At 51.9% G+C, this 26,193-nt stretch carries 23 protein-coding genes, 8 tRNA genes and 1 pseudogene; 10 read left to right on the top strand and 22 right to left on the bottom strand.

The genetic code is table 11. The features are described 5' to 3' along the window. Nucleotides 1-6: 6 nt before the first annotated feature. Nucleotides 7-891: a LysR family transcriptional regulator gene (locus DB48_RS04140; RefSeq protein WP_041509059.1), complete on the bottom strand. Its 885-nt coding sequence runs from the start codon at nucleotides 889-891 to the stop codon at nucleotides 7-9. Nucleotides 892-1,043: 152 nt separating this feature from the next. Here DB48_RS04140 and DB48_RS04135 point away from each other — a divergent pair, with 152 nt between their 5' ends. From DB48_RS04135 to DB48_RS04115, 5 genes are all read left to right on the top strand, one after another. Then, complete coding sequence (locus DB48_RS04135) at nucleotides 1,044-1,403, top strand: DUF413 domain-containing protein (RefSeq protein WP_041509058.1); 360 nt, start codon at nucleotides 1,044-1,046, stop codon at nucleotides 1,401-1,403. A 3-nt stretch (nucleotides 1,404-1,406) separates the two neighbouring features. Continuing rightward, a complete protein-coding gene (gene gshB, locus DB48_RS04130) occupies nucleotides 1,407-2,441 on the top strand; it encodes a glutathione synthase (RefSeq protein ID WP_041509057.1) in 1,035 nt (344 codons plus the stop codon). Then, nucleotides 2,428-4,419: a flavohemoglobin expression-modulating QEGLA motif protein gene (locus DB48_RS04125; RefSeq protein ID WP_041509056.1), complete on the top strand. Its 1,992-nt coding sequence runs from the start codon at nucleotides 2,428-2,430 to the stop codon at nucleotides 4,417-4,419. Before gshB ends, DB48_RS04125 begins: the two co-directional genes overlap by 14 nt. Before the next feature lie 271 nt (nucleotides 4,420-4,690). Continuing rightward, a complete protein-coding gene (locus DB48_RS04120) occupies nucleotides 4,691-5,353 on the top strand; it encodes a phosphatase PAP2 family protein (protein WP_041509055.1) in 663 nt (220 codons plus the stop codon). A gap of 132 nt (nucleotides 5,354-5,485) precedes the next feature. Continuing rightward, entirely contained in the window at nucleotides 5,486-6,925 is a 1,440-nt protein-coding gene (locus tag DB48_RS04115; RefSeq protein WP_041509054.1) for a methyl-accepting chemotaxis protein, read from the top strand. A gap of 6 nt (nucleotides 6,926-6,931) precedes the next feature. Here DB48_RS04115 and DB48_RS04110 read toward each other — a convergent pair whose 3' ends face one another. From DB48_RS04110 to DB48_RS04090, 5 genes are all read right to left on the bottom strand, one after another. After that, nucleotides 6,932-7,816, bottom strand: a complete 885-nt coding sequence (locus tag DB48_RS04110; protein ID WP_041509053.1) for a DMT family transporter — start codon at nucleotides 7,814-7,816, stop codon at nucleotides 6,932-6,934. A gap of 169 nt (nucleotides 7,817-7,985) precedes the next feature. Continuing rightward, nucleotides 7,986-8,834, bottom strand: a complete 849-nt coding sequence (gene kdsA / locus DB48_RS04105) for a 3-deoxy-8-phosphooctulonate synthase (RefSeq protein ID WP_041509052.1) — start codon at nucleotides 8,832-8,834, stop codon at nucleotides 7,986-7,988. Nucleotides 8,835-8,905: 71 nt separating this feature from the next. Further along, the gene (locus tag DB48_RS04100) at nucleotides 8,906-10,183 is read right to left on the bottom strand and encodes a DUF819 family protein (protein ID WP_041509051.1); all 1,278 of its coding nucleotides are present in this window, start codon (nucleotides 10,181-10,183) and stop codon (nucleotides 8,906-8,908) included. 126 nt (nucleotides 10,184-10,309) lie between these two features. Next, a complete protein-coding gene (locus DB48_RS04095; RefSeq protein WP_041509050.1) occupies nucleotides 10,310-11,098 on the bottom strand; it encodes a transglutaminase family protein in 789 nt (262 codons plus the stop codon). After that, nucleotides 11,098-11,484, bottom strand: a complete 387-nt coding sequence (locus DB48_RS04090) for a SirB2 family protein (protein WP_041509049.1) — start codon at nucleotides 11,482-11,484, stop codon at nucleotides 11,098-11,100. Before DB48_RS04090 ends, DB48_RS04095 begins: the two co-directional genes overlap by 1 nt. Before the next feature lie 122 nt (nucleotides 11,485-11,606). On the opposite strand from DB48_RS04090, the gene DB48_RS04085 reads away from it, so the two are divergent. Beyond that, nucleotides 11,607-12,038: a GNAT family N-acetyltransferase gene (locus tag DB48_RS04085; protein WP_041509048.1), complete on the top strand. Its 432-nt coding sequence runs from the start codon at nucleotides 11,607-11,609 to the stop codon at nucleotides 12,036-12,038. A gap of 134 nt (nucleotides 12,039-12,172) precedes the next feature. Here the strand turns inward: DB48_RS04085 and DB48_RS04080 are convergent, their stop codons facing one another. Beyond that, nucleotides 12,173-15,004, bottom strand: coding sequence for a TonB-dependent receptor domain-containing protein (locus tag DB48_RS04080; protein ID WP_041509158.1), 2,832 nt, complete (start codon nucleotides 15,002-15,004; stop codon nucleotides 12,173-12,175). Nucleotides 15,005-15,387: 383 nt separating this feature from the next. Between DB48_RS04080 and DB48_RS20490 the strand changes: the two genes are divergently transcribed. After that, nucleotides 15,388-15,522 (top strand): hypothetical protein, encoded by a 135-nt coding sequence (locus DB48_RS20490; protein WP_268747950.1) that lies wholly within the window; start codon nucleotides 15,388-15,390, stop codon nucleotides 15,520-15,522. A 187-nt stretch (nucleotides 15,523-15,709) separates the two neighbouring features. On the opposite strand, the gene prmC is transcribed toward DB48_RS20490, so the two are convergent. The 3 genes and pseudogenes from prmC to hemA form a co-directional block, all read right to left on the bottom strand. Beyond that, complete coding sequence (prmC, locus tag DB48_RS04075; RefSeq protein ID WP_041509047.1) at nucleotides 15,710-16,552, bottom strand: peptide chain release factor N(5)-glutamine methyltransferase; 843 nt, start codon at nucleotides 16,550-16,552, stop codon at nucleotides 15,710-15,712. A gap of 38 nt (nucleotides 16,553-16,590) precedes the next feature. Further along, on the bottom strand, nucleotides 16,591-17,676 hold the full coding sequence (gene prfA, locus DB48_RS04070; RefSeq protein ID WP_041509046.1) for a peptide chain release factor 1: 1,086 nt from the start codon (nucleotides 17,674-17,676) through the stop codon (nucleotides 16,591-16,593). Nucleotides 17,677-17,689: 13 nt separating this feature from the next. Beyond that, nucleotides 17,690-18,939 (bottom strand): annotated as a pseudogene (gene hemA / locus DB48_RS04065) (glutamyl-tRNA reductase). Between the two features lie 320 nt (nucleotides 18,940-19,259). On the opposite strand from hemA, the gene lolB reads away from it, so the two are divergent. The 3 genes from lolB to DB48_RS04050 all read left to right on the top strand — a co-directional run bounded on the left by lolB (nucleotide 19,260) and on the right by DB48_RS04050 (nucleotide 21,771). Then, nucleotides 19,260-19,898 carry a lipoprotein insertase outer membrane protein LolB gene (gene lolB / locus DB48_RS04060; protein WP_041509045.1) on the top strand — a complete coding sequence of 213 codons (639 nt, stop codon included), beginning with the start codon at nucleotides 19,260-19,262 and terminating at the stop codon, nucleotides 19,896-19,898. Nucleotides 19,899-19,902: 4 nt separating this feature from the next. After that, nucleotides 19,903-20,757: a 4-(cytidine 5'-diphospho)-2-C-methyl-D-erythritol kinase gene (gene ispE / locus DB48_RS04055; RefSeq protein WP_041509044.1), complete on the top strand. Its 855-nt coding sequence runs from the start codon at nucleotides 19,903-19,905 to the stop codon at nucleotides 20,755-20,757. Between the two features lie 66 nt (nucleotides 20,758-20,823). Then, nucleotides 20,824-21,771: a ribose-phosphate pyrophosphokinase gene (locus DB48_RS04050; protein ID WP_041509157.1), complete on the top strand. Its 948-nt coding sequence runs from the start codon at nucleotides 20,824-20,826 to the stop codon at nucleotides 21,769-21,771. A 99-nt stretch (nucleotides 21,772-21,870) separates the two neighbouring features. Here DB48_RS04050 and DB48_RS04045 read toward each other — a convergent pair whose 3' ends face one another. The 12 genes from DB48_RS04045 to pth form a co-directional block, all read right to left on the bottom strand. Next, the gene (locus DB48_RS04045; RefSeq protein WP_041509043.1) at nucleotides 21,871-22,278 is read right to left on the bottom strand and encodes a hypothetical protein; all 408 of its coding nucleotides are present in this window, start codon (nucleotides 22,276-22,278) and stop codon (nucleotides 21,871-21,873) included. A 12-nt stretch (nucleotides 22,279-22,290) separates the two neighbouring features. Continuing rightward, nucleotides 22,291-22,758 (bottom strand): hypothetical protein, encoded by a 468-nt coding sequence (locus DB48_RS04040; protein ID WP_235375339.1) that lies wholly within the window; start codon nucleotides 22,756-22,758, stop codon nucleotides 22,291-22,293. A 236-nt stretch (nucleotides 22,759-22,994) separates the two neighbouring features. After that, nucleotides 22,995-23,079: transfer RNA gene (locus DB48_RS04035), tRNA-Leu, on the bottom strand. Nucleotides 23,080-23,133: 54 nt separating this feature from the next. Beyond that, nucleotides 23,134-23,208 (bottom strand) — tRNA-Gln (locus DB48_RS04030). Between the two features lie 44 nt (nucleotides 23,209-23,252). After that, nucleotides 23,253-23,337: transfer RNA gene (locus DB48_RS04025), tRNA-Leu, on the bottom strand. Between the two features lie 233 nt (nucleotides 23,338-23,570). Then, nucleotides 23,571-23,647 (bottom strand) — tRNA-Met (locus DB48_RS04020). Between the two features lie 20 nt (nucleotides 23,648-23,667). Beyond that, a tRNA-Gln gene (locus DB48_RS04015) sits at nucleotides 23,668-23,742 on the bottom strand. Between the two features lie 24 nt (nucleotides 23,743-23,766). Continuing rightward, nucleotides 23,767-23,841 (bottom strand) — tRNA-Gln (locus DB48_RS04010). Between the two features lie 48 nt (nucleotides 23,842-23,889). Beyond that, nucleotides 23,890-23,974, bottom strand: a tRNA-Leu gene (locus DB48_RS04005). Nucleotides 23,975-24,065: 91 nt separating this feature from the next. Further along, a tRNA-Met gene (locus DB48_RS04000) sits at nucleotides 24,066-24,142 on the bottom strand. 266 nt (nucleotides 24,143-24,408) lie between these two features. After that, nucleotides 24,409-25,500 carry a redox-regulated ATPase YchF gene (gene ychF / locus DB48_RS03995; protein WP_041509041.1) on the bottom strand — a complete coding sequence of 364 codons (1,092 nt, stop codon included), beginning with the start codon at nucleotides 25,498-25,500 and terminating at the stop codon, nucleotides 24,409-24,411. Between the two features lie 70 nt (nucleotides 25,501-25,570). Continuing rightward, a complete protein-coding gene (gene pth / locus DB48_RS03990) occupies nucleotides 25,571-26,158 on the bottom strand; it encodes an aminoacyl-tRNA hydrolase (protein WP_041509040.1) in 588 nt (195 codons plus the stop codon). Nucleotides 26,159-26,193: the final 35 nt, after the last annotated feature.

Raw genomic sequence — 26,193 nt, 5'->3', positions numbered from 1 at the left:
CGATTGTCAGCCAAGCTGGCCAATCTGTTGCAGACTGAAGGCGGTCAGGGGATCGATCTCCTTAACCAGCTCCTCAATCTTGATAATCGCCTCCAGCGAGCCGCTGTCTTTACGGTAGGAGAGATAGATGGGACGATTCCAGGGTTCTACCCCTTCGACGCGATAAAGCTGACCGGACTGTAGAAATGGCTCCACGATCGACAGCGGCAGATAAGCCGACCCCGCCTTGTCGAGAATAAAGTCCAGAGCGATACGTCCGGTAGAGGTACGCAGATAAGGTGGTGGCATACGATAGTGTCTCTCCGCATGCTCCGAGGCGAATCGTGTCCCCCAATCCACATAGACATACTTTTCGCTCAGAGCTTCTGACTGATCGCAGGGACGGGTCGAGACCAACACCAAGATAAGATCCGCGACCTGTTTGCACACCAACTCCTCCGACTTAAGCGGGTCAAAGGCAAAGGCCATGTCCAAGGTGCGCTCAAGCAAGTTACGGTTTAGCTGCTCGCGACTGAGCGCCTCGGCCAGGAAGCCATAGCCGCCGAAGGCGTCAGTCACCTTGCTCAGGCAGTGCTGCAAATAGGCATCCCAAATATTGGGCGTGCCCGCCATGGTCAGTTGCAACGCCTTGTGACTGGTCAACGCCAGCTCGTTCTTCGCCTGCTCCAGGGTACTCACCATCACCTCGGCATAGGGCACCAGGCGCTCGCCCGAGGTGGTGAGTTGAATGCTGTTGCGATTACGCACAAACAGGGCGGAATCGAAGAAGGACTCCAGCTGCTTAATCCGGGCGCTCACCGCCGCCTGAGTAATATAGAGATTCTCTGCCGCACGGCCGAAATGCCTTGTTCTGGCCACCTCTAGAAAGGTCTTAAATACTTTGACGTCCATTTTGGTCTCTCGGTCAATTTCACCGAGAGAATAACAACTAATCCTAATGGTGACGATAAAAAAGTTTTGTTTCTCTTTTAACGACAAAAATCATAATTTCGCGATCGAAAAACCCTGTAGTTACAGCGTTGCTATCACAGTGAGAGGTTGTTATGTCAGAAGAGTCATTTCGTTTTGGTCAAAAGCGTTTTTTTGATGACAAAAACTTTCCCCGCGGCTTCAGTAAGTCCGGAGAGTTTACCTTGTCTGAAGCTGAATTGTTAAGCCTATATGGCGACACTATGCAAGCCTTTGAGGCAGGCGATCTTGAGCCTGAAACTGCAGAGGAAAAACACTTTGTTAAGGTACTGAAACACCCCAACAAGGCAAATACCAAGCTTGAGCATGTATGGCTGAAGTACATCAAGCTTACCCGCGAACCCAAAAAGTTCCACACCCTAAACAGCACGAGTAATAAGCGTGTTGAGCAGTATGAATATGTGGAATCTCCCCCAGAAGATGAGGTTGCTTAAAGAATGCACATCTGTTTTTTGATGTACCCGTGGGAGCGTATCGATCCTGAATCAGATACCACCCTGAGATTAGTTCATGAGTGCGCGCAGCGTGGTCATACCGTTGCCATCACCACTACCAGTGGGCTGACCATTCGTGACAGTAGCGTCTACGGGTTTTGTCAAATCATCAAGAAAGGGATGAAGATATCGGACAACATTCCCCGCTTTTATCGCACCGCCGAATTTCATAAGGCGCGCCTGCCCATGGCCGGCTTCGACTGCATCTTTATGCGCGCTAATCCACCACTGGATAACCTGGCGCTTAACTTCTTGGATTCGGTCAAAGGCGACACACTGATCATCAACGATCTCGAGGGACTCAGGGTCGCCAACAACAAACTCTACACCGCCAGCATGAGCGGTGCGGCGAGCCAGTATATTCCTACCACTCACGTGTCGAAGAACCGCGACTACCTACAAAGGGTACTGGAAGAGAGCGACAGCGATAAGATGATCCTCAAGCCGCTGAACGGCTTCGGCGGTCATGGCGTTATCGTGATCGAAAAGAGCGCACGCCAAAACTTCAGCTCACTGCTGGACTTCTACATCGGCACGGATGAACAGAGCAACTATGTGATCCTGCAAGATTACATCGAAGGTGCCGAGGAAGGCGATAAGCGTATATTGATGCTCAACGGTGAGCCCATTGGCGCCATGCGCCGCGTACCGGCCTCGGGCGAGTTTAGATCTAACGTCCATGCCGGCGGCAGCGTGGTCAGACACACTATTACACGTGAAGAGCGCGAGCTGTGCGCCGCAATCGGCCCAAAACTGGTGCGCGACGGCCTCTACTTCACCGGTCTGGATGTGATCGGCAATAAGCTGGTCGAGGTAAACGTCCTCAGTCCGGGCGGCATCACGCGTATCAACAAACTCAACCGCGTACGTCTGCAAAAACAGGTGATCGATTTCGCCGAGAACATCATCAACTCCAAAGAGCTATTGATGCAACGTAAGAGTGCATATCGTCAAGCGGTAGAAAATGCAAACCTATAGTCTCGACCAGATGCTCTCCCTGATTAAACGCGGGGAGACATTCTCAGGCCAGCTGGCCTCCTCCGGCTGTGTGATCACCATCCAAGAGTATCTGCCCGTCGTGTGTACCGCTATCCATGCGGGGCACAACCTGCGCCCAGAGCTGGTCAAGCAGTGCCAGCTCAGCGCCGAGGAGCGTTACTTCGAAGAAGATCCCTTCACCGACGAGGTGATCGCCTCGCAGCCGATCACCCTGGCGGGCAGCGATTCGCGCTTCGAGTACGATCTCAACCGCCCCAAGAGCCTGAGTACCTATTACAAGTCCGCCTGGATGAAACAGGTCTGGCGCAAGCCCCTCAGCGCCAAGCAGCGCGCCATCAGCCATGCCAAGCACCAGGATTTCTATCGCCTGTACGAGGCGCTGATCGCCAAGCTTGAGAGCATGTTTGGCATGGTGATCGTCTTCGACCTGCATTCCTACAACTACAAGCGCATCGAGAAGCCCACGCCCGTGTTTAACATAGGCACCTCGCAGATCGATATGGAGCGCTGGGGCAGCGTGGTCCACAAGTTCAAGCGAGAGCTTAAGACCATCACACTGCCCAACATAGAGCTGGATGCCGAACTGGACGTGGCCTTCGAGGGCCGCGGCTACCTGATCGCCCACACCAACGCCCGCTTCGACCGCACCTTAGTGTTGCCGACGGAGATCAAGAAGGTGTTTATGGACGAGCTAACCGGAGAGGTCTACCCCATAGTGCTGGACGATCTTAAGCTGGGGCTGAAAAACGCCTTTAGTGCCACCAGCGCCTATTTCCAGCGTAAGCTCAATCGTCAAAGCAAGACCCGCCGCGCCGACATGCTCAGCAGCGCCATCGAGCCCGAGGTACTGGAGATTGACGCCGCGCTGTTCCGCCTGGCGCAGAAGGTCGACACCCTAAAATATGTCAACCCGACCAATTTGACGGCAGAGCGTCGACGCTTCATGAAGGCGCCGAGCCGCTTCAAGCCAAACTTCGCCTATCGCCAGCTCCCCATAGATGCCAACGAGTTTAAATATCGCCTCTATCGTCTGCCCATAGACAATATTGCCGATCCCGCGCTCAAGCAGCTCTACAAGGATATCGTCAACAAGCTGGGCGAACAGATAGACCTCTTGACCAGTGTCGGCCAGGAAGGCTTCGTTTACAACTCGCTGCGTTACCATGGCCGCCCGGATAAGAGCGCGATTGCCAACGCCAAGTTCCTGCTGTACGCCAAGGAGATCCCAGAAGATAGAGGGGAAAGCCTTAACGCCCAACAGGTATGTGAGCTGATGAAGCAGAGTGCCGAGCAGTGGCAGATGCGCTGTAAGATAGGCCTCAGCGGCGCCATCGTCGCCCGCGCCATGGTCAGCTCAAACCCGGCGCAGCTGGCAATCAGCAGCCATGCCCAGTTTCACGAGAGCGAGGTACAGCGCCTGATCCAGCATGAGCTGGGGGTGCATATGGCCACCACGCTCAACGCCAAGCAGCAATCGCTCAAGGTGTTGCGTCTGGGACTGCCCGGCTCGACCTATACCCAGGAAGGCCTGGCAATTCTGGCCGAGTTGAAGGCAGGTTTCATGGCACATTCTCGTCTCAATACCCTGGCCGCGCGTGTGCTGGCGGTTGATTCCATGCTCAAGGAGCAGGACTTCTACCTCACCTACAGCTATCTGATCGATGAGCTTGAGATGGACAAGGACGATGCCTTCTCGACCACGGCCCGTGTCTATCGCGGTGGTGGCTTCACCAAGGATCACCTCTACCTGAGTGGCTTCCTCGACATGTTGCACCTGTCTAAAACCCGCAGCCTGGACAACCTGCTTGTGGGTAAGACCAGCGTGCAATACCTGGATCTGCTCGATGAGCTAGTGCAGCGTGACTGGCTGATTCCACCTAAGTACAACGTCTTCCCAACCAGTAACTTAGAAGAGAGCCCTAGCCTCAACTACCTGATCGAGAGCCTGCGCACTTGACCCTTCGTCATGGTGGCTAGGCATCGCCCAGCCACCATGACGCTCACCTTCTCACATCCTCTGCTCACCTCGCTAGCCTGCAAGCAGGTTTTACCAAGCCAATACCCTGAAAATCACCACTCGCTTAGCTATGGCCTTGCCCAGCTCGGCTCAGCAGAAACTTAAGCTGAGGGTTAAGCCAAGAGTTATGCAGAGTGTGAGGCAACAAGCTTTGCAAGCCCTCAGATTTCCCTTAGGCTAGAGCTTTCTTCTCCCATAGATACCCAAATCCATGCTAAAACACCTCTTTCCCAGTAGCCCCAAAGGCGCCCTGCTACTCTACGGCCTGCTACTTACCCTGGTGCTGATCTCGGTTCATTTTATCGACCGCCAGCTGGCCGACCTGATGCATGCACAAGAGCTCTCTCACCCAGGGTTAAAACTCTTGAGTAAAATGCCGCTGCTGCTGGAGTTTCTCGCGGGGCTGACTATCTTCGCCTGCATTAGCGAGCGATTTCGCACCAGGTTTCAGGCCCTGGCACTGGAACTGGTGCTCACCCTAATATTTGCCTTCTCCATTCGCTGGGTCGCCAAATGGAGTTTCGGTCGCACCTGGCCTGAGAGCTGGATAACCCTGAGCGATGGCCATAATCCCTCCTGGGTCGCCGATCGCATCGAGGCCTTTCATCCCTTTGCCCAGGGACTTGCCTACGACTCCTTCCCCTCGGGTCATGCCCTGCTGACCTTCGCCCTCGCCTTCACCTTCTGGCGCCATATGCCCAAGCTGATGCTCCTCTGGATAGGCTGTATGCTGGCCGTCGTCGCCGGGCAATTGAGCCTGAACTATCACTATCTTGGGGATCTGCTCGCCGGGGCCAGCTTTGGCCTGCTCGCCAGCCAATTGGCGCTGACGCTGCCCCCTTGGTTCAAGGGACGCATGGGAATCTCGACCTAGCCTAGATCTATGTAAAAAAAACGTTAAACCATCCTGTATTTATTAGTAAAAAAGGCGTAATTTTAAGGGTGTCGCCGCATTTTATTCTACTATTGTCTAAGGCCTCAGCCTTAAATTGAGACGGAAAAAACTATGAGAGAAGTTAATTTTCGCACCATAGACAAACTCTTCATCAAGATGTCTATTAACGATAAATTCTGGGTCATCGGGGTGCTATTTTTCATCGCCATCACCTGTCTCGGCGTCAGCCGCTACCAGGAGAGCATAGACACCATAGAGCAAGGCTCCATGATGGCACTGGAGGGCGAACTATCGGGCATGGTTCGCGCCTTGGAGGCCAGCGGCCAAACCGACAAGTTTGCCAGCCTTAATATCCAGCACAGCGGTCAGGCCAGCTCCAGCCGCACCCAAGACAGCATTACCGCCGTGGTACGCAGCGCCTCGGGGCAGAATCTATCCCTGACGCAGAATGTCGCCAGCCGTGAGCGAGACGCCAGACAATCGGCCCTCTACAGCCTGCTGCTGACCTATCTCTGGTTGCTGCCCTTCTCCGTCCTGCTCTACTGGAACGCCACCTTCATCGGCGGCGCCCTCTGGGTGCTGTGGACCACCACCAAGAATATCGCCAAGGGCGACCTCACCTCACGCCTGGGCTTCCACCCGGGCCGCGATGAGTTTGGTACCATAGGCTGCGCCCTGGATAACGCCATGGACACACTCACCGAACTCGTGGTGACGGTCAAGGATAGCGCCGAGACCTTGCATAGCACCGCCAGTTCATTTGCCTCAGAAAACCAGGAGAGTGAGCGCCAGATAGAGCAGCAGTATCTTTCTCTCGACTCTGTGGCCACCGCCATGGAAGAGATGACGGCTTCCGCCGGAGAGGTCTCTAACATCTCCAATAGCTCGGTGGAAAAGGTAGAGCAAAACTCGCAATCTGTGCGTCAGAGTTACGAGCGGGTGCAGAAGGCGATCAAGGATATTCAGCAGCTCTCGGGCTTCATCGAGCAGACCTCGGACTCGGTCAGCACCCTCAAGGTCAACGCCACCAAGATCAACGAGGTGATCACCACCATCAACGCCATCTCGGAGCAGACCAACCTGCTGGCGCTCAACGCCGCCATCGAGGCCGCCCGCGCCGGTGAGATGGGCCGCGGCTTCGCCGTGGTTGCCGATGAGGTAAGAACCCTGGCCAGCCGTACTCAGTCGGCCACGGTAGAGATCCAGGCGATGATCGAGAACCTGCAGCAGGAAACCAACAATATCGACCACATCACCCAGCGCACGGTTAAGCAGGCCCAATCCAGCCAGTCGTTGATCACCGAGATAGGCACAGACGTCAGCGCCATCAACGAATCGTCACAATCGGTGATCGACATGAGCTTCCAGATAGCGGCGTCCTCGGAGGAGCAGAGCGCCGTGGCCAACGATATCGCCTCGGAACTGAGTGAGATTAGGCAGCAGGCTAACGTGATCAAGGAGCTGGCCAACCAGTCTTCAATCGGTGTCAGTCAGCTATCGCAGGCCTCTGAGAGCCTGGGCACCATCCTGGCCCGCTACCAGACCGCCTAAGCTAAATCATCCCCAGATCACCAAGATGGCCGCCACTGCAATCAGCAGCAAGGCGGTCATCTCCTTCGGCTTGACCCTCTGCTTAAGATAGCCCCCCGCCACTAGTAGGGTGAAGAACACCTCAACTTGCCCTAAGGTCTTCACATAAGGCACGTCCTCTAAGGCCATGGCACTGAACCAACCGATAGACCCCAGGCAGCTGGTGACGCTGATGGCCAGGGTCAACTTAGGCCTGCGCCACAGGGCGGCCAGGGTCTGCCGGTCCCGCCACCAGAGAAATAGCAACAAGATGGCGGTCTGCAGGCTTATCACCCAAAACAGCACCCAGGCGGCGCTGTGAGGAAAGGGCAAACCCAGCACCAGGCTCGCCTCTCTGACCCAGAGTGAGGTGAGCGCGAAGGCGCTGCCACAGGCAAGCCCCAGCAGTAACACCTGAGGGGATAATCTGGCGACGCCCGCCCCCTTGCTCATCAAAAGTACGGCCACTGCGCCAATCACCACACCGAGCCAGCCAAGCAGGCTCAACTGAGTACCAAAAAACAGCGCGCCAAACACCGCGGCGACAATCGCCTCACTCTTGGCCAGACCCGCCCCTATGGCGAAGTCTCTTAGCTGAAACAGCTTGACCATCAGGCCGGTGGCCACAATCTGCATCAGGGCTGCGCCGCTCACAAAGCCCCAGAATGGGGCGGGAAACGGCGAGGCGCCAATGGCCTGTTCAGGCGGCAGCCAGAGATAGAGGGCCATGAGATAACAGGCGGCGATGGGCCCCGCCCAAATAAAGCGCGCCAGTGTCACCCCCGCGACCTTCACGTCACGGCTAAGCTGGCTCTGCAAGGCGTTACGCCAGGACTGCATGAAGGCGGCGAGAAAGGTAAAGACGATCCACATAGGCGCTACTCTGATAAAGGGGGTATTAGCCTAGCGCTTAAGCTGCCTTGGCGCGAGTGAAAATGGCTCATGAAAGGTAGGCGCAGAACCCAATCTACAACTATTTGACCGGCCAACAAAAAGCCCCGCACAGGCGGGGCTTTAATAACTAAGGGCAGCGTAAAGAGACTTACTTGCTGGTGTCGATTGGGTCGAAAGACTTCACCAGATCGTCTATGGCCTTCATCTGGGTCAAGTAGTTTTCCAGCTGATGCAGTGGCAAGGCACATGGACCGTCGCACTTGGCATTGTCTGGATCAGGATGAGCCTCGATAAACAGACCCGCTAAGCCCAACGCCATGCCGCTACGAGCCAGCTCTGTGGCCTGAGCACGACGACCGCCCGCGCTGTCACTGCGTCCACCTGGGCGCTGCAGGGCGTGGGTAGCATCGAAGATCACAGGGTAGCCTGACTGCTTCATCTCATCCATGCCCAGCATGTCGACCACTAGGTTGTTGTAGCCGAAGCAAGAGCCGCGCTCACACAGGATGATCTCGTCGTTACCCGCCTCGTTAAACTTGGTGATGATGTGGCGCATCTCATGGGGCGCCAGGAACTGTGGCTTCTTCACGTTGATGATGGCACCTGTCTTGGCCATGGCCACCACAAGATCTGTCTGACGCGCCAGGAAGGCCGGTAGCTGAATGATATCCACCACCTCTGCTACGGGCTGACACTGGTACGGCTCGTGCACATCGGTGATCAGTGGCAGATTAAAGGTGTCTTTGATCTCCTGGAAGATCTTCAGTCCCTCTTCCATGCCTGGGCCGCGATATGAGTTAACCGATGAGCGGTTCGCCTTGTCAAATGACGCCTTAAACACATAAGGGATCCCCAGCTTCTGAGTAACTTCCGCATAGGTCTCGGCGATCTGCATGGCCAGGTCTCGCGACTCGAGCACATTCATGCCACCAAACAGGACAAAAGGCTTGTCGTTTGCAATTTCAATGCTACCTAACTTTATGGTTTTATTACTCATCGCTACTTCTCTCTTAAGAAGCCGGGGCAACCCCGGCAGGAATCAAATACGTTAGTGCATTTCGAGCCCTATTACTGGGCTACGACCTGCAAAATCTGACCACACACCCAGGCCATATAGGTGCCTACAGCATAGCCTAATACGGCCAGGAGTACACCGACAGGTGCCAGGGCCGGATGGAAAGCTGCGGCCACCACGGGCGCAGAGGCGGCGCCGCCCACGTTAGCCTGACTGCCCACCGCCATATAAAACAGCGGTGCACGAATCAGCTTGGCCACCAGCAACATGAAACCGGCATGGACGACCATCCAAATGATGCCGATGGCGAAATACCAGAGGTTGGCCGGGTCGAACAGTTTCAACACATCCATATGCAGGCCGATAGTCGCCACCAGAATATAGAGGAAGGCCGAGGCGACCTTAGAGGCGCCAGCCGCCTCGAGATGGCGCACTGGGGTGAACGACATGGCCAGACCTATGGTGGTCACTGTCACGATCAGCCAGAAGAACTTAGAGGTTAGGCTGTAGTCGCGGGTCCAGGGATAGTTCGCCTCGAAGAAGGGCCCCAGGAAATCGGCGATCACATGGGCAAGACCCGTTATACCAAAGCCCACGGCGACGATCATCATCAGATCTCGTAGGCTGGCGATACGGGCATTTTCGGCATGATACTTCTCCACCTTCAACTTAAGCGTCTCGATGGCGCGGGTATCGGCGCCAGTCTTAGCATCTATCTCCTTGGCCTTAGAGGCCATAAACAGCAGCACGGCCATCCAGATGTTGGCCACGATCACATCGACCGTCACCATGATAGAGAAGATGTTGCCACCGGCCTCGTAGATCTCCTTCATCGCCGCCTGGTTGGCGCCGCCGCCGATCCAGCTACCGGCCAGAGTGGTCATGCCGCGCCAGACCGCGTCCGGGCCGCTCACCCCGAGAATCTCTGGGTTGAGGGTCGATACAATAAGTAAGGCGATGGGGCCACCTATCACTATGCCGACTGTGCCGGTTAAAAACATCACAATCGCCTTGGGGCCCAGGCTAAGGATCGCCTTGAGGTCGACACTTAAGATCAGCAGCACCAGACAGGCAGGCAATAGATAGCGGGAGGCGACAAAGTAGAGGTTTGACGTATCGCCATCCAGAATATGGAAAGAGTTAAGCAGTGAAGGCAAGAAGTAGCAGAGCAGCAGCGCAGGAATAAAACGGTAGAACTTCACCCAGAATGGGTGTTGGCTGCTGTTGGTGTAAAACACGAATCCTAAGATCACCGCCAGCAGGCCCAGGCCAGTGGCGTCATTGGTGACTAAGGCTGTGGCGTCATTACTGACTAATGCGGTACTGCTCATCTCATCTCCCTTTTATTTTTCTATTCGTTATTTATTGTTGTAGTTATAGCGATGGCCGCAGGCACCTTGTGGCGCCCATGGTAAATTTTGCCCCGGGTCAGGCCTTCCCGGCCTGGCCCCTGAGGGTTAATGATAGACCTCAACCTCGTCGTTGAGCTCTTTTAGCTGTAATTTCACCAGCTCGGTCACTGGGTCATGGGGGCTGTTATCGACAAAGTGTCTCAGATCCGCCGCCGCGACACTGATACAGCCAAGCTGTTGGGCGATAAAGGCCCGTTCTCGGTTGAGATTCAGGTCATCTTCATGCCACTGCAGCAGTAAGTTACAACACTCCATGGCGCTCTCAAACTGGCTCGCCAAGATGGCGCCGGCCTTGAGTTCGTGTAGCATGCGTGACAATAGACGCTTGAGGCTAGCGGGCTTAAGGTAACGCGGCTTAAATGGGGCGCCGTTACCTAACTCGCCGCGCACCAACACGTGTAGCTGGTGACGAGTCAGAGGTTGCCCGGTCAGCGGGTCGATATAGCGCACATTGTCGTCGATGCGGCAACTGAGCACTGTGGTCCCCGGCAACAGCAGAGGCTGCAACACCAGATCCAACTGCTTACCCAGCAGCATAAGCACAGTCGCCAGCGTGGTACTGTTACCCTGACGCGTGGTGATACAGCTGGCCAGATCTGCCGCCTCGGTGCTGAAATAGGACTCGCGTGCGCAGAAACCAAGATCCTGGTAAAACCATTTGAGCAAGGCGTCCAGACGGGCCTCTCGGTCCACCAGATAGTGGCTAAGTACCGAGCCGGCCAGCTCATACCAGGCCCACTTTGCCGCTTCCTTATCGGAAAATCCCAGGTGCTCGGAAATATCAAAGGCGCTCTCTGGCAGAGAGAGCGCCTCATTTAAGATCAGGTTTGTCATTAGCTCATTAATATTGCTTGTTTGAACATGGCTAACTTAGCGGCGTACATCACCCAAGCCAGCGCGCCCAAAGCCGCGAAAGTCTTGAATAGTTTGTTACGGTTAGCCTTGAGCGAGATAGCCGCCAGGAAGATGTAAGCGATCACTGCGCCTATCTTCTCGGTCAGCCAGGCATCCTGCAACGGATACTGCTTGATGATGAAGCACAGGGTTAGACCGGAGAGCAGCAGGAAGGTATCGATCACATGGGGCGCAATCTTAACAAACTTCTTGTCCATGATGGCAGATTGTTTAAGATGCAGCACAAATCGTACGATAAAAAACAGCACACTCACGCTAATCAGGGTGAGGTGTATATGCTTAATAGCTGGGTATAAACTGTCCATTATATCTTCTTTCGTGGCTCACAAAGGCGCTAGTGTACCCGATCAAAGGCCGGGGCACCAATATCATACTCTTGATTCTTAGCGATAATGCCTCTAGATATTTTTCATAAAGGAAATGTCACTTGAACACAGATAGCAAAATCAACTTTACCCATGACGATTCCAGCGAATTTGCCGATACCGTCAAACAGAAAATCGCCGAATTTAACTGGCAACGTTGGGAAGTGAGCGAGCGCTTACCCCTGGGCCTAAAGCTTGAGAATGAGGCGGGCGAGCTGATCGCCGGCCTGTCGGCTCGCACCTTCGGCAACTGGCTGATGATAGATAACTTCTGGGTGAGCGAGTCTCTCAGAGGCCAGCATATCGGCAGCAAGATGCTGGCAGCAGCCGAACGTATTGCCAGGGAGCGAGGCTGTATCTATGCCATCCTGGATACCTTAAACTTTCAGGCGCGGCCCTTCTACGAGGCCAGAGGCTATCGACTGGAGTGGACCCAAGAGCAGTACCCTGCGACGGGCTGTAAATACTTCATGACCAAGCTTTTATCAAAGTAGTGCTTTTTAATTTCTGACTACAGCTAAAAACTAAGGCGCATCGATAGTATTTACTTTCTGATTTGCAATAAAAAAACCAGTTGCTTTGAACAACTGGTTTTTCTGTTTCTATAACTTACATCCTAAAAATTAGGTTATAGCTTATAGTTTGCACCTAGGAAGAATGCACGCCCGTTAGTGTCATAATAACCGTCTCCATCATAAACATATGGATTACGTGGCGGCGCGATATCGAACACATTCTTCACACCGAAACGAAGAGAAAACGATTCGGTGAAATCATATGCGCCTGTGAAGTCCCAAACTGTATGCGACGGAATGTCGTTATAGTTGTTGTTCTCAGGCTTCCAATCATTAGAGGCGACTGCTGAATGACGGTAGTTGCTTCTAGCCTCTAGGCTTAGCGCATCATATTCCCATCCAAGACTAAACATCGCCTTCCAACGTGGATCAGTATACTCACCAACATCGACCTGAAGATCTGCATCAAATCCTGTTGGATTCGTTTCCCACTTCTCTAGATATGTTGCGATAACATGAACCTTGAAGTCACCAAAATTATCCGTTGGAATATCGTATACGGCTTCAATATCTACACCCTTAACGTCAAATGACGCTGAGTTAACTGGCGATTGTACAAAGTCGATGATGTCACCAGTGGAGGCGTCACGGGTAAAGCGGCTACAGTAAACATTATCCAATGATTCAGAGTCGTAGCAATAACGAACTGCAGTAGCTACGTCAATATACTCAATCGCATCAGTGATCTCAAAAGCCCAGTAATCGACGGTTAAAGACAAACCTTCAACATAGCTTGGGGTATAGATAGCACCAATTGTGTAATCGTTAGAAGTTTCAGCTTTTAGATCTGGGTTACCAGCATTGCTACCCGGGTGATTACTTAAATACCACTCATCACTTGGGTTCCAGCCTGCAGGTAAACCAGCGGCTTGACAGTTTTTCTTACGATTCTCATTGGGTCCTAACTCGACGTTAATTTTGTCACACACGTCTGTGAAGCTAGAGAATGTTTGCCCTGCTGGGTCAAACAGTTCACTAATGTTAGGAGCTCGAACCGATTTTGACTTAGTAGCACGAATACGAAGATCTTCGATAGGTGCCCAGTTTAAGCCGACTTTCCACGCATCATCTTGACCAGCAGTGCTGTAATCCATCCAGCGATAAGCTAGATCTAGACCTAAATCATACGCAAGGAAGGTATCTGACAATAATGGAATACTAAATTCAACGGCAAGCTCAGTGACATCATACTCACCTTTCATTGGGTTAGCTGTGTTGCCAAAAATAGTACCATCGATAAGAGCCTGATCTGGTGTAGTTTCCGACTCTTCTTTACGATAATCGGCACTAAATGCAGCACTGACATATCCTGCAGGCAGCTCAAACATTGTACCATTAATCACTAAACCTGCTGTAGTTTGTGTTGTCTTCGCTGTACGACCAGCGCTCGTGCTAACCCAATCAATTGCTTCTTGGCTTGCCTGGTTCTCACCAAATAGATTTAGCGGAACACATCCAGCAGCTTGAGCATCAGCATCACGACAAACTATGCTGCCGTCTGCAGCAAAAACAGCATCTTTAGCTTGATTGTAACGATCAGCCCAAATTTCACCTTCCCAAACAGTCGTCTCATCTAGCTGACCTCGTTGAGCGTGGAAAGAGTAATCCCAATTTTCACTGATAACACCTTCGATACCAACAAGGACACGCAGTGTTTCACGATCTTGATTATAAGTACGATTGCCAAATTCTCTATCTATACGATAAAGGTTTAGGCTTGACATACCTGTATCTGTCATCAACTGACGAGCTTCATCAGTAAGGAAAGCGTTATCCGCGTATAATCTATTGCTTGTATGGAAAACAGGTGTACTCTCACCATTGGACTGATAATCTACATAAGTAATTTCAGAAAATAACTTATGATTATCATTAATCTCATAATCGGTATTTAATGTGAACACCTTACGCTCCAGCGGCGTACGGATTTGTCCATAATCGACAGGATCATAGCCTTCACAGCTTGGTCCACAGTAGTTACCATTGTTACCCGGCCCCTCAATCAAACCTTCTCCATAATCGAAGATTTTCATGTTTCCGTCTTTATCAAAAGTATACTGCTCACCATCATTGGCAAAGAATGTACCAGCTTCATTAATCCAAGAAAGCGGTTTACGTCCATAGTATGGAATTCGTGCAGGAGCACCTTCCGACATATCAGGATTATAAATACTATTAACAGGGTTGTTTAAAAAGTCTCTGTCGGTAGGACGTAACTCTTTCTGCTTTGCATAGGTAAAGTTGAAAACTGTTGAAAGTTTGTCATCAAGAAATTCGCCGCCAGCGGTTACAGAAAATTGGCTCTCTTCCCCACCACTCTGTTCTGGTTGCGTATAAGAAGCATCAAGCTCCACACCTTGAACATCGTCACGAGTAATAATATTAATCACACCTGCGATTGCATCAGAACCGTAAACCGCAGAAGCACCTCCAGTAATGACCTCCATACGAGCAACCATCGCGGTAGGAATGGTATTCAAATCCACCGCTGAGTCACCACTTGAGCCTGCCACAAAGCGACGGCCATTAACCAAAACAAGTGTACGGTCACTACCTAGACCACGCAGGTTAGTCTTATTTAACCCGCTGGCAAAAATAGTATTATTAGAAGTTTCTGGCGAAATGCCAACAGTTGAAGACGGAAGCTTATTTAAGATATCAGCAACGTTAGTGATACCCATCTCCATCATTTGTGCACCCGTAATCACTGTAATTGGCGTTGGAGATAGCTCACCAATACGCTTAATTTTTGAACCAGTAACTTCGATACGTTCTATTTGTTGTTCTTCTTCAGCATAAACACTGGAACTTGCCAACAAAGCCACGCCAGTAGTAGCAAATAAAGCCACTCTTACCGCGTTTGATATATTACTTATTGCTGTCATATTCTTCATTCCATTAGATTATTATCACTCGATTTCCTTAATCACATCGAGTTCTCAAACTTAAATACATCAAGGAGTTAACCTGACAACAACAAAACTACCCAGTTAAAACAAATAGTCAACAATAAACACAAATAAAAAACATTGTTCTTCCAAAAACACAGCCCTCCTCACTTTACTTCTTAAATTGTGCTCAAATCATAAAGCCGATAATGGACGGTTAATCGGTCTAGATTCAAGACAATCAAAATAGGGGTATATACCACGTTCAACGCCCCCTACAGCTGTCGATTATTTGGTCACAATGTGATTTTCGTATAGATAGGAGCAGCTTCGATACCGTAAGCAGTCATTAGATGGCCTAGACATTAGTAATACCTATAGTGATTAACACGACCCTTTGGCTGAAAGTATATTCACACTTCTCCTTCTATGAGGCCAGAGGCTATCGACTGGAGTGGACCCAGGAGCAGTATCCCGCGACGGGCTGTAAATACTTCATGACCAAGCGTCTGTAAATGTCAGTCACATTGCCATCATTTTCACGCTGTGCTCCTTGCACCTCTCCTACTAGCTTGTTGATTAAGGATTAGCTTGTTGATTAAGTATTAACTTATTGAGTAATGTTCATTCAGCAGTTAAAAAAAACGCCACAGGCTCGGGCCCATGGCGTTTTTTGTTTTTATCAGATAGAAACTAAGGCGGCTATCTTGGCCAGCGGCCTAAGGTACATCTGTCGTTGCTGCCAAAGTCACGTACCGTCGCCACGGCCTCATAACCCAGCTCGATCATCTTGTCGCGCACAGTGAGTGCCTGGCCGAAGCCATGCTCCAGCAGCAGGTAGCCACCGGGCGCCAGATAATCGCGGGCGGCCTCGGCAATATGGAAGAGATCCGCATAGCCGTGTTCACCCGCGGTGAGGGCGCTGTGGGGCTCGAAGCGCACATCGCCCTGAGACAGATGCTCATCTTCCTCATCGATATAAGGCGGATTGGAGACGATCAGGTTAAAGTCATAGCGGTTGATGGCATCGAACCAGTCGCTCTGCAACACTTCTACCTGGGGTAGCTTGAGATTGTCCCGGTTAGCCTTAGCCAGAGCTACCGCTTCAGAGACCTTATCGACCGCGGTGATCTGCCAGGTGTTACGCTCGAAGGCCAGCGACAAGGCGATAGCACCTGTGCCCGTACCTAAGTCCAACACCTTGGCATTATCTGCCAGAGGTAGGTTGAGCGCGGTTTCAACCAATATCTCGGTATCAGGACGCGGAATCAAGGTGGTGGGATTGACCATGAAGGGCAGCGACCAGAACTCCCGCTCGCCCACAATATGGGCGATGGGTGTGCCTATCTTACGCCGAGACACCATCTGTTTGTATTCGGTCACCTGCTCACTGGTCAAACGCTCATCAGGCCAGGTGTAGAGGTAACTGCGCTGCTTATGAATGATATGCAGCAGCATCACCTCGGCATCGAGCTTAGCGCTGTCGGAAACCTCAAAAAGTTGAGTAGTTGCCCAATCGAGGGCCTGTGCTAACGTCTGAAACAAAGCTTATCCTTAATCACCTAGCGGCAATGATAGCAAGATTAACCTTCGGAAAGGGCTGCTAACATGTCGGCTTGGTTTTCCTGCATCAAGGGGCCGAGGATGGCATCGAGATCACCTTCCATCACCTCGTTGAGACGATAGAGGGTCAGGTTGATTCTGTGCTCGCTCACACGTCCCTGCGGGAAGTTATAGGTACGCACACGCTCCGAGCGATCACCACTGGCCACCAGGTTGCGACGTGTCGATTCCTCTTCGCTGCGACGCTTCTCATCTTCCACCGCCTGAATACGGGCGGCCAAGACGCTCATGGCCTGGGCGCGGTTTTTATGCTGCGAGCGTTGATCCTGACACTCCACCACTATGCCTGAAGGAATATGGGTAATACGGATAGCAGAATCTGTCTTGTTAACGTGCTGACCACCGGCGCCCGAGGCGCGGAAGGTATCGACCTTAAGGTCGGCAGGATTGATCTCAATCGCTTCGGCTTCTGGGATCTCAGGCATCACCACCACGGTACAGGCCGAGGTGTGCACTCGCCCTTGAGACTCGGTTTCAGGCACACGCTGCACGCGGTGGCCGCCAGACTCAAACTTGAGCTTGCCATAGACGCCATCACCAGAGACTTTAACGATGATCTCTTTGAAGCCACCGTGTTCGCCTTCGTTGGCGTTCATGATCTCCATCTGCCAGCGGTTAGCCTCGCAGTAGCGGCTGTACATGCGGAACAAGTCACCGGCAAAGATAGCCGCCTCGTCGCCACCGGCACCGGCACGGATCTCGATGAAGGCGTTGTTGTCATCTTTTGGATCTTTAGGCAGCAGCAGGATCTGCAGCTCACCTTCTAAGGCTTCGAGGGTAGCCTTGGCTTCCTTAATCTCTTCTTGCGCCATCTCTTTCAGATCGGCGTCATCCTCACTCAGCATCTCTTGCGCCGAGGCAAGGTCGTCTTCCGCCTGGCGGTAGGCCTTGAAGCTCTTTACCACCTCTTCGAGCTGGGAATACTCTTTGGACAGAGCGCGAAAACGCTCCTGATCGGCGATGATTTCCGCATCACTCAGCAGCGCCAAAACCTCTTCATTACGCTCCAGCAAGCCTTCGAGCTTGCGAATAACACTGTCCTTCATTACAACGCTAACCTTAGTCTTTATCTAGTCCGAGCGCTGATCTTAATTGTCCTAGGCTGTTGAGGTCACCGCGGCGGCTCGCCTGGGTGAGTGCCTGGGTCGGGGCGTGGATCAACTTATTGGTCAACTTGTTCGCCAGTTCCAGTATTAGCTGCTCGCTATCCCCCCCCTGGGCCAACTTATTGATGGCTCGCTCCACCAACTCATCTTTGATCGCCATACTCTGGCTTCGGTATTCACGAATGCTATCGACCGACTCTAACGATCGAATCCATTCCATGAATTGATGAGATTCCTCTTCAACAATTAATTCAGCTTTCTCGGCCGCCTCACGTCGGGAGGCCATATTCTGTTCAATAATGCTTTGCAGATCGTCAACCGTGTATAAGAAGGCATCGTCCAGATCGGCAACCTCGGCCTCGATATCTCTAGGAACTGCTATATCAACCAATAACATAGGTTGATGACGACGCTGCTTAAGCGCTTTTTCTACCATGCCTTTACCCAGTATAGGTAATGGGCTGGCGGTAGAGGATATCACGATATCGGCCTTAGGGAGAAAATCTGGTATCTGTTCGAGCGTAATTGCTGTGGCACCGAACTCTTCGCACATGGCTTCGGCGCGAGAAATGGTACGGTTGGCGACTATCATGGAGTCGACACCATTGTCTTTCAGGTGGCGGGCCACTAGCTCAATGGTCTCACCGGCGCCGATCAGCAGCACCTTAGTGGCGCTCAGCGCCGAGAAAATATGTTTGGCCATGCTCACGGCGGCGAAGGCAACCGACACGGCGGCGGCGCCGATCTCTGTCTCGTGCGCACCTTCTTGGCCACCGAGAAGGTATTTTGGAACAGCCTGTCCATGGTCACCGCAACCGTACCAGCCTCTTTGGCCTTCACAAAAGATTGCTTCACCTGACCTAAGATCTGCGGCTCACCCAGAATTAGCGAGTCGAGTCCCGATGAGACACGCATCAGATGCTGTACTACCTGCTGTCCCTGATACTTGTACAGGCAAGGCAATACATCTTCGTGGGATAACTGATGATAAGACTCCAGCCAGCTGATCACATCCGCCTCGTCACCCGTGTTGCAATAGAGCTCGGTGCGGTTACAGGTTGAGACGATCACCGCCTCCCCCGTCTTGGTCCGACTGGCAAGACTCTTCATCGCTTCATGAATTTTATCAGGCGCAAACGCTACCTTTTCTCGTAGGTCTACAGTGGCTGTTTTATGATTAATACCGATTGCTACAAGGCTCATCTGACTCTTTCTGGTCTCTAGGGTCTGTTAATCTTGCGAGTTCATTGACTACCGGCACGCTGGCCCGAATCATCTCACTTAATGGCAGTCATTCTACGCAATTGAGTCGACTAAAAACAGAATACGCTTAACAAAACCGAATAATAATCTGGCTTGTCACAACTTTTTTCTATTAAACCTAAGGCTTAAAATCAAGCCCTTACTCCCGGGATAAAATTAGCCATTGCTAACCCTAGCCTAGGCTGGCAGGAATTTTGCCCCTTAGCCATTGGTATTTGTAGGCAGCCCTCGTATGATATGCGCAGGTCTTTTAGTCATAGATGAATAATTTGAACTACTTCACAAAAATATCGGCAAGCATTACAGCCTTACTCCTAATAACCCTCACCGGCTGTGCCTCCCATAAACCGATCGACTATGCCCCCATGCAGGTAAAAAGCGCTAGCCAGGCAAAGGCTTGGGAACTCCAGGGCAAGTTGGCGGTGCGCACCCCCGACGACAAATTCAGCACTAACCTCTACTGGTTCCACACCCAAACCAATGACGAGCTGACCCTAACCACTATGCTGGGCACCACAGTGATGAGCCTCAACAAGACCCCCAGCCAGGCAAGCCTGGAGATCGAAGACAAGGTGTATCGGGACACAGATGCCGAAGAGCTGCTTAGGCGCCTCACCGGCTGGTCGATTCCGGTCGACACCCTGCCCCTGTGGATCACAGGGCAAATCTCCCCCCAGGATGAAGTGGTCGCGGTCGATCAGCTAGGGCGTCCCATGGAAGTACTCAATCACACAGGCAAGAGTCCCTGGCACGTTAGCTTCAGCAGTTGGCAAACCCAAAGCGGCGCCGAGCTACCGAGACAGCTACAGCTGCAACGTAATGAGATACGCTTAAAGTTGCAGGTAAGCCAATGGCAGGCGCTGACACCGACGCCCATCAAAGCATCACAACCGGAATAGAGAAATGACAAGCAATAGATCCACCGCCTGGCCGGCACCGGCTAAGCTCAACCTGTTTCTCCACGTCAACGGCCGCCGCGCCGATGGCTACCATGAGCTGCAGACCCTGTTCCAGTTCATCGACTACTGTGATCACCTGGATTTTGCCATCAATAACAGCGGCACCCTAACCCTGCACTCAGAGATGGAAGCTGTTGTTGCAAATAGCGATAACTTAATTCTAAAAGCTGCAAAATCCTTGCAGGACTATACCGGCACCCACCAGGGCGCCGAGATCTGGTTGGATAAAAAACTACCAATGGGCGGCGGCATAGGCGGCGGCTCATCCGATGCGGCGACCACACTGGTCGCATTGAATCATCTTTGGAATACTCAACTGTCGCAGGATGAACTGGCTAAAATTGGTCTAGCTCTCGGCGCTGATGTCCCTGTTTTTATTAATGGTTTATCGGCATTTGCCGAAGGGGTCGGCGAGAAGTTGATTCCGGTCGAGGCACCGGAAGACTGGTACCTCATCCTGACACCAGATGTACACGTTTCCACCGCAGAGGTGTTTAACGATCCTCTCCTGCCACGGGACACTCCTAAGCTGTCGATGGATGATTTAATGAGCAGTGACTGGCATAACGACTGCCAGGCTCGTGTCGCCCAGCAATACCCCCAAGTTGCCAAAGCATTGGCGTGGCTGATAGAATATGCGCCGTCCAGAATGACGGGAACCGGAGCATGTGTATTCGGTATCTTCGACACGCGCCAGCAGGCAGAACAAGTTTTTGCCCAATTGCCGGCAGATTTGTGCGGTTTCATCGCCAAGGGGACAAATAAATCACCATTGGCGTTGCGGTTAGCGCAGCGCTAAGTTCATGCGGGATAAGCGGTTATTATCCCGACCATTACAATGAAGCATACGCCTGAGGTCCATACAGTGCCTGACATTAAACTATTTGCTGGTAACGCAACCCCCAGTCTCGCCAAGAAGATAGCAGATCGCCTATTTTGTAAACTCGGAGACGCTGAGGTTGGCGTTTTCAGTGACGGTGAAATCAGTGTCCAGATTAACGAAAATGTACGTGGGGCGGATGTATTTATCATTCAATCTACTTGTGCACCTACTAACGATAACCTGATGGAACTTATCGTTATGGTAGACGCGTTGCGTCGCGCATCTGCTGGCCGTATTACTGCGGTTATTCCTTACTTCGGTTACGCTCGCCAAGACCGTCGTGTACGCAGTGCCCGTGTGCCTATTACCGCTAAGGTTGTCGCCGACTTCCTGTCAAGCGTAGGTGTTGACCGCGTACTTACCTGTGACCTGCACGCCGAGCAGATCCAGGGCTTCTTCGATGTACCTGTAGACAACGTATTCGGTAGCCCAGTGCTGCTGGAAGACATGCTGGGTAAGGAACTGGACAACCCTGTCGTGGTTTCACCCGATATCGGTGGTGTTGTACGTGCCCGCGCCGTAGCCAAGCTACTGGACGACTCAGATCTGGCTATCATCGACAAGCGTCGCCCACAGGCAAACGTTGCCCAGGTCATGCACATCATTGGTGACGTTCAAGGCCGTGACTGCATCATAGTCGACGACATGATCGATACCGGTGGTACTCTGTGTAAGGCTGCCGAAGCCCTGAAAGAGCACGGTGCTAACCGCGTATTCGCCTATGCGACTCACCCTGTATTCTCTGGCAATGCGCCTAAGAACATCGCCGAGTCAGTGATCGATGAAGTAATCGTGACCGACACCATCCCGCTAAGCGAAGAGATGGCGGCACTGGACAAGGTGACTCAGCTGACCATGTCTAGCGTAATGGCAGAAGCTATTCGCCGCGTAAGCAACGAAGAGTCTATCTCTGCGATGTTTAAGCACTAATCACCCGCTTTCAAGGGTAAAGAAAAAAGCCACTCAATCGAGTGGCTTTTTTGTATCTAGCATGACTTAGTTTCAGCGAATGCTTATCTATGCCTACTCTTATCTGACCGTGCGCCTCAAGGCGTCATCACGCACCGCTAGGGTGAGATCATAGGCGATGGCGCGGCGCAGTTTAACCAACCAGCCTGTCACCTTCCTCATATCGACGTCACAGTTCTTAGTGCAGCCTTCTCGCTTGGCATCGATCAGGATAATGGCGATCCCTCTATCACTCTCGACCAACTCGACATTGATCTCATAGGTCTTATAACTCAGCCTGGCGAAGCGTTTATCGCCCTCGCGCTCGAAGCGCCAATGATTACGCGACACGGCTTTATCTAGCATGTCATCATAATCGGCCACATAGCTCCCCAACGGAATGGGATCTTGATAGATGTGCAGCCCCTCGGCCTGTAATGGGCCCGCAAGGCTCAGACCAATGAGCATTCCTAGCATAATCTTATTCATCTTCACCCTTCCTTAACGCATCTTCAGCTGTCTGGCGATGCTGGCTCTGAGGTTCTTGATATAGTTGTAATAGCCCCGACCATTCTTGTAGCAGATCCCCTCGATGAGATTTGCACACTGATAATCACCCAGGGCGTCCTGATACTTGAGCTGTACCAGCGACTCATCGTATTCGATGCGCATCACATTGGTATCACCGCGATAATCGAAGCGCGCCAGGATATAGCCTTCTCCCTCGCCATCATACACCCAGGCAAATCCCTTAGTGTTCAACATGCCCATCAGGATCGCATAGCGCGTCTTTTCTAGCCCTATGTTGTTTGTCTCTATCTCTTTGTGTACCGCACTAATATAGCGGTCTGAAGACTTAGGCTGGGTATTTTGCTTTATGGTTAAGGTACTGGGCTGTGCCAGCACCAGAGGGCTCAGCGCCAGCAGGCTCAGGCCGCTGAGTAATGTTTTAATGCTCAAGGTAGTCACTCCCTGTGATAAAAAACTCATGCTATCACAGTGCCATAGCAGCGACTAGCCACCTGGTTCACAGCGTTAAAAGGGCCTGATGAGATATGAAACTTTGTAAAGGCTAACTAGGCAGAGGTCGATTAGGCAGAGGATTACTACATAGAGGCTTGCTAGATAAAAGCTTAGAGAGAGTATTGCTCAAATCCTAGATACAAAAAAGCCTGTCACTTGGACAGGCTCTTCGTATTTAATAATGGTACGGGAGGAGAGACTTGAACTCTCACACCTTGCGGCACCAGAACCTAAATCTGGCGTGTCTACCAATTCCACCACTCCCGCATCGCTTTACATCTGATCAGATGGCTTAGTTTTAAATCTTAAGCTAGATAAAAATGGCTGGGGTACTAGGATTCGAACCTAGGAATGCCGAGATCAAAACCCGGTGCCTTACCGCTTGGCGATACCCCAACAAGCTTTTTCGGGTTACAGGCGATACCTGCAAGCCTAAATAATGGTACGGGAGGAGAGACTTGAACTCTCACACCTTGCGGCACCAGAACCTAAATCTGGCGTGTCTACCAATTCCACCACTCCCGCACTGCATCTATGTTTTATATCCTGACAAGGATAATCAGCGTTAAATCTGGCGTGTCTATCGGCAACGCCACCACTTATCCACTGCATCTATGTTTTATATCCTGACAAGGATAGTTCTAGTCATATGTCTGAACGTTAAGTCTTAACAACTCAGCATTCAACTAACTAGCAAATCTCTAATTTAACATCTCGAGCAGATGGCGCCGATAACGGCGGATTTACCTTGAATAAGATGGTAGCTATGGCGGGACTTGAACCTGCGACCCCAGCATTATGAGTGCTGTGCTCTAACCAGCTGAGCTACATAGCCACATTTATCTTACTGATAAATGGCTGGGGTACTAGGATTCGAACCTAGGAATGCCGAGATCAAAACCCGGTGCCTTACCGCTTGGCGATACCCCAAGAATCAAAGTAAGCAAGAGAAAATGGCTGGGGTACTAGGATTCGAACCTAGGAATGCCGAGATCAAAACCCGGTGCCTTACCGCTTGGCGATACCCCAATTTTCTTGCTTAAGACTAAAGGTAGACAACCTCTAATCAAAAATAAATGGTACGGGAGGAGAGACTTGAACTCTCACACCTTGCGGCACCAGAACCTAAATCTGGCGTGTCTACCAATTCCACCACTCCCGCACTTGCTTCTATTTTTACATCTTGAAGAGATGGTAGCCTTTAAAGTCGGGACACTGCCCTGCTACTCGTTCAGTTTTGCATCTTGAAAAGATGGTAGCTATGGCGGGACTTGAACCTGCGACCCCAGCATTATGAGTGCTGTGCTCTAACCAGCTGAGCTACATAGCCATCGTAATTTTGCGCCCCTCTTGCTGAGGAACGGGGCGTATTATGCTTATTCAGCGTAGGCAGGTCAACAGCTTTTTTTCGCTAATTTAAACTATCTTAGCCGTTCGCCTATAAACTCACCAAAGTGAACAGGCCTTATGCAATTCGCCCCTAAAAAGCCGCAATTAACGCCTTTTTTCAGCCGCCGGAGAAAGCAAAACGGCCCGATAATGAGTATCGAGCCGCTTAACGCTTGTCGGTTTTCGCCGCTAAGCGCGGCGCTAACCCTATACGTTGAAGAGGAAATGCATCACATCGCCATCTTTAACCACATAGGTCTTACCTTCGACGCGCAGTTTACCCGCTTCTTTGGCACCCGCCTCACCCTTATAGGCGATGAAGTCATCATAAGACATCACCTGGGCACGAATGAAGCCACGTTCGAAGTCGGTGTGGATCACGCCAGCGGCTTGCGGCGCACAGGCTCCCACAGGTACAGTCCAGGCACGAACCTCTTTCACGCCAGCGGTAAAGTAGGTGTGTAGATCCAGCAGCTGGTAACCGGCGCGGATCACGCGGTCGAGGCCAGGCTCTTCCAGACCCAGGTCGGCCATGAACTCGTCACGATCTTCGGCATCCATCTCGGCCAGCTCAGATTCGATCGCCGCACAAACAGCAACCACAACCGCATTTTCTCTGGTGGCGATCTCACGTACCGCGTCCAGATGCGGGTTATTCTCGAAACCATCTTCGGCAACATTAGCGATATACATGGTCGGCTTGAGGGTCAGGAAGTTAAGGTAGTTAACCGCCGCCAGCTCCTCTTTGCTGAGATCCATAGAACGCAGCATGTGACCTTCATCCAGCACGGGGCGCATCTTCTCAAGTACGCTCACCTCGAACTTAGCGTCCTTATCGCCACCCTTGGCACGCTTTTGCTGACGCACGATGGCGCGCTCACAAGAGTCCAGGTCGGCCAGCGCGAGTTCTGTGTTGATCACCTCGATGTCGCTTGCAGGCGATACCTTGTTGGCCACGTGTACGATATTGTCATCTTCGAAGCAGCGCACCACATGACCGATAGCATCGGTTTCACGGATGTTTGCCAGGAACTTGTTGCCCAGGCCTTCACCTTTCGAGGCGCCCGCCACTAGACCGGCGATGTCGACGAACTCCATGGTGGTTGGCAGTACACGTTCAGGCTTAACGATTTCCGCCAGGGCCTCCAAACGTGGATCCGGCACAGGTACTACACCCGTGTTAGGCTCGATCGTACAAAACGGGAAGTTTGACGCTTCGATACCCGCCTTGGTCAAGGCGTTGAACAGAGTCGATTTACCTACGTTTGGTAGGCCGACGATGCCACATTTAAAACCCATATTATTACCTTTATTCAATTAATCTTATCGCCTAAGCGATAATGAAGCTGTTCACTGCCGAGTTATCGGCTTAGCCGGCCTTGTAAGAGTGCAACCTGTGCATCGCCTTACTCATATCTTCCTTAAAAAGCACCTCGGTGGCACGCACCGCCTCGTCAATCACCTCTTCGATGAGGCCTTGCTCTGTCTGCGGCGCCTTGCCCAGCACATAGTTGCTGACCATGCTCTTGTCGCCAGGATGCCCTATGCCGATACGCAGGCGATAGAAACCTTTGTCGTTACCGAGCTTGGCGATGATATCTTTCAGGCCATTATGGCCACCATGCCCCCCGCCCAACTTAAACTTAGCCACGCCTGGCGGCATATCCAGCTCGTCGTGAGCCACTAAGATCTCATCGGGGGCGATACGAAAGAAGTTTGCCAAGGCTCCCACCGACTTACCACTGAGGTTCATAAAGGTCGTTGGGATCAACAGGCGTACATCTTTACCATACAGGGTCGCCCTGGCGGTCAGGCCAAAGTATTTGCTATCGGCCACCAGGCTGACACCACAAACCCGTGCCAGCTCGTTGACATACCATGCACCTGCGTTGTGCCGAGTCCGCTCATATTTGTCGCCTGGATTAGCCAAGCCTACGATAAGCTTTATATTGCTCATTTCACCCTTGTCCGTTCGCAAGTGCCAATAAAAAA

Source organism: Shewanella sp. cp20 (assembly GCF_000832025.1).
Classification (GTDB): domain Bacteria; phylum Pseudomonadota; class Gammaproteobacteria; order Enterobacterales; family Shewanellaceae; genus Shewanella.
Note: the sequence above shows the minus strand (reverse complement) of the source record. Positions and strands in the feature narration are given on the sequence as shown.

What these genes read in the sequence shown, in the direction of transcription:
- DB48_RS04140 (WP_041509059.1), bottom strand. Translation starts at nt 891, where the DNA reads ATGGACGTCAAAGTATTTAAGACCTTTCTAGAGGTGGCCAGAACAAGG.
- DB48_RS04135 (WP_041509058.1), top strand. Translation starts at nt 1,044, where the DNA reads ATGTCAGAAGAGTCATTTCGTTTTGGTCAAAAGCGTTTTTTTGATGAC.
- gshB (WP_041509057.1), top strand. Translation starts at nt 1,407, where the DNA reads ATGCACATCTGTTTTTTGATGTACCCGTGGGAGCGTATCGATCCTGAA.
- DB48_RS04125 (WP_041509056.1), top strand. Translation starts at nt 2,428, where the DNA reads ATGCAAACCTATAGTCTCGACCAGATGCTCTCCCTGATTAAACGCGGG.
- DB48_RS04120 (WP_041509055.1), top strand. Translation starts at nt 4,691, where the DNA reads ATGCTAAAACACCTCTTTCCCAGTAGCCCCAAAGGCGCCCTGCTACTC.
- DB48_RS04115 (WP_041509054.1), top strand. Translation starts at nt 5,486, where the DNA reads ATGAGAGAAGTTAATTTTCGCACCATAGACAAACTCTTCATCAAGATG.
- DB48_RS04110 (WP_041509053.1), bottom strand. Translation starts at nt 7,816, where the DNA reads ATGTGGATCGTCTTTACCTTTCTCGCCGCCTTCATGCAGTCCTGGCGT.
- kdsA (WP_041509052.1), bottom strand. Translation starts at nt 8,834, where the DNA reads ATGAGTAATAAAACCATAAAGTTAGGTAGCATTGAAATTGCAAACGAC.
- DB48_RS04100 (WP_041509051.1), bottom strand. Translation starts at nt 10,183, where the DNA reads ATGAGCAGTACCGCATTAGTCAGTAATGACGCCACAGCCTTAGTCACC.
- DB48_RS04095 (WP_041509050.1), bottom strand. Translation starts at nt 11,098, where the DNA reads ATGACAAACCTGATCTTAAATGAGGCGCTCTCTCTGCCAGAGAGCGCC.
- DB48_RS04090 (WP_041509049.1), bottom strand. Translation starts at nt 11,484, where the DNA reads ATGGACAGTTTATACCCAGCTATTAAGCATATACACCTCACCCTGATT.
- DB48_RS04080 (WP_041509158.1), bottom strand. Translation starts at nt 15,004, where the DNA reads ATGACAGCAATAAGTAATATATCAAACGCGGTAAGAGTGGCTTTATTT.
- prfA (WP_041509046.1), bottom strand. Translation starts at nt 17,676, where the DNA reads ATGAAGGACAGTGTTATTCGCAAGCTCGAAGGCTTGCTGGAGCGTAAT.
- lolB (WP_041509045.1), top strand. Translation starts at nt 19,260, where the DNA reads ATGAATAATTTGAACTACTTCACAAAAATATCGGCAAGCATTACAGCC.
- ispE (WP_041509044.1), top strand. Translation starts at nt 19,903, where the DNA reads ATGACAAGCAATAGATCCACCGCCTGGCCGGCACCGGCTAAGCTCAAC.
- DB48_RS04045 (WP_041509043.1), bottom strand. Translation starts at nt 22,278, where the DNA reads ATGAATAAGATTATGCTAGGAATGCTCATTGGTCTGAGCCTTGCGGGC.
- ychF (WP_041509041.1), bottom strand. Translation starts at nt 25,500, where the DNA reads ATGGGTTTTAAATGTGGCATCGTCGGCCTACCAAACGTAGGTAAATCG.
- pth (WP_041509040.1), bottom strand. Translation starts at nt 26,158, where the DNA reads ATGAGCAATATAAAGCTTATCGTAGGCTTGGCTAATCCAGGCGACAAA.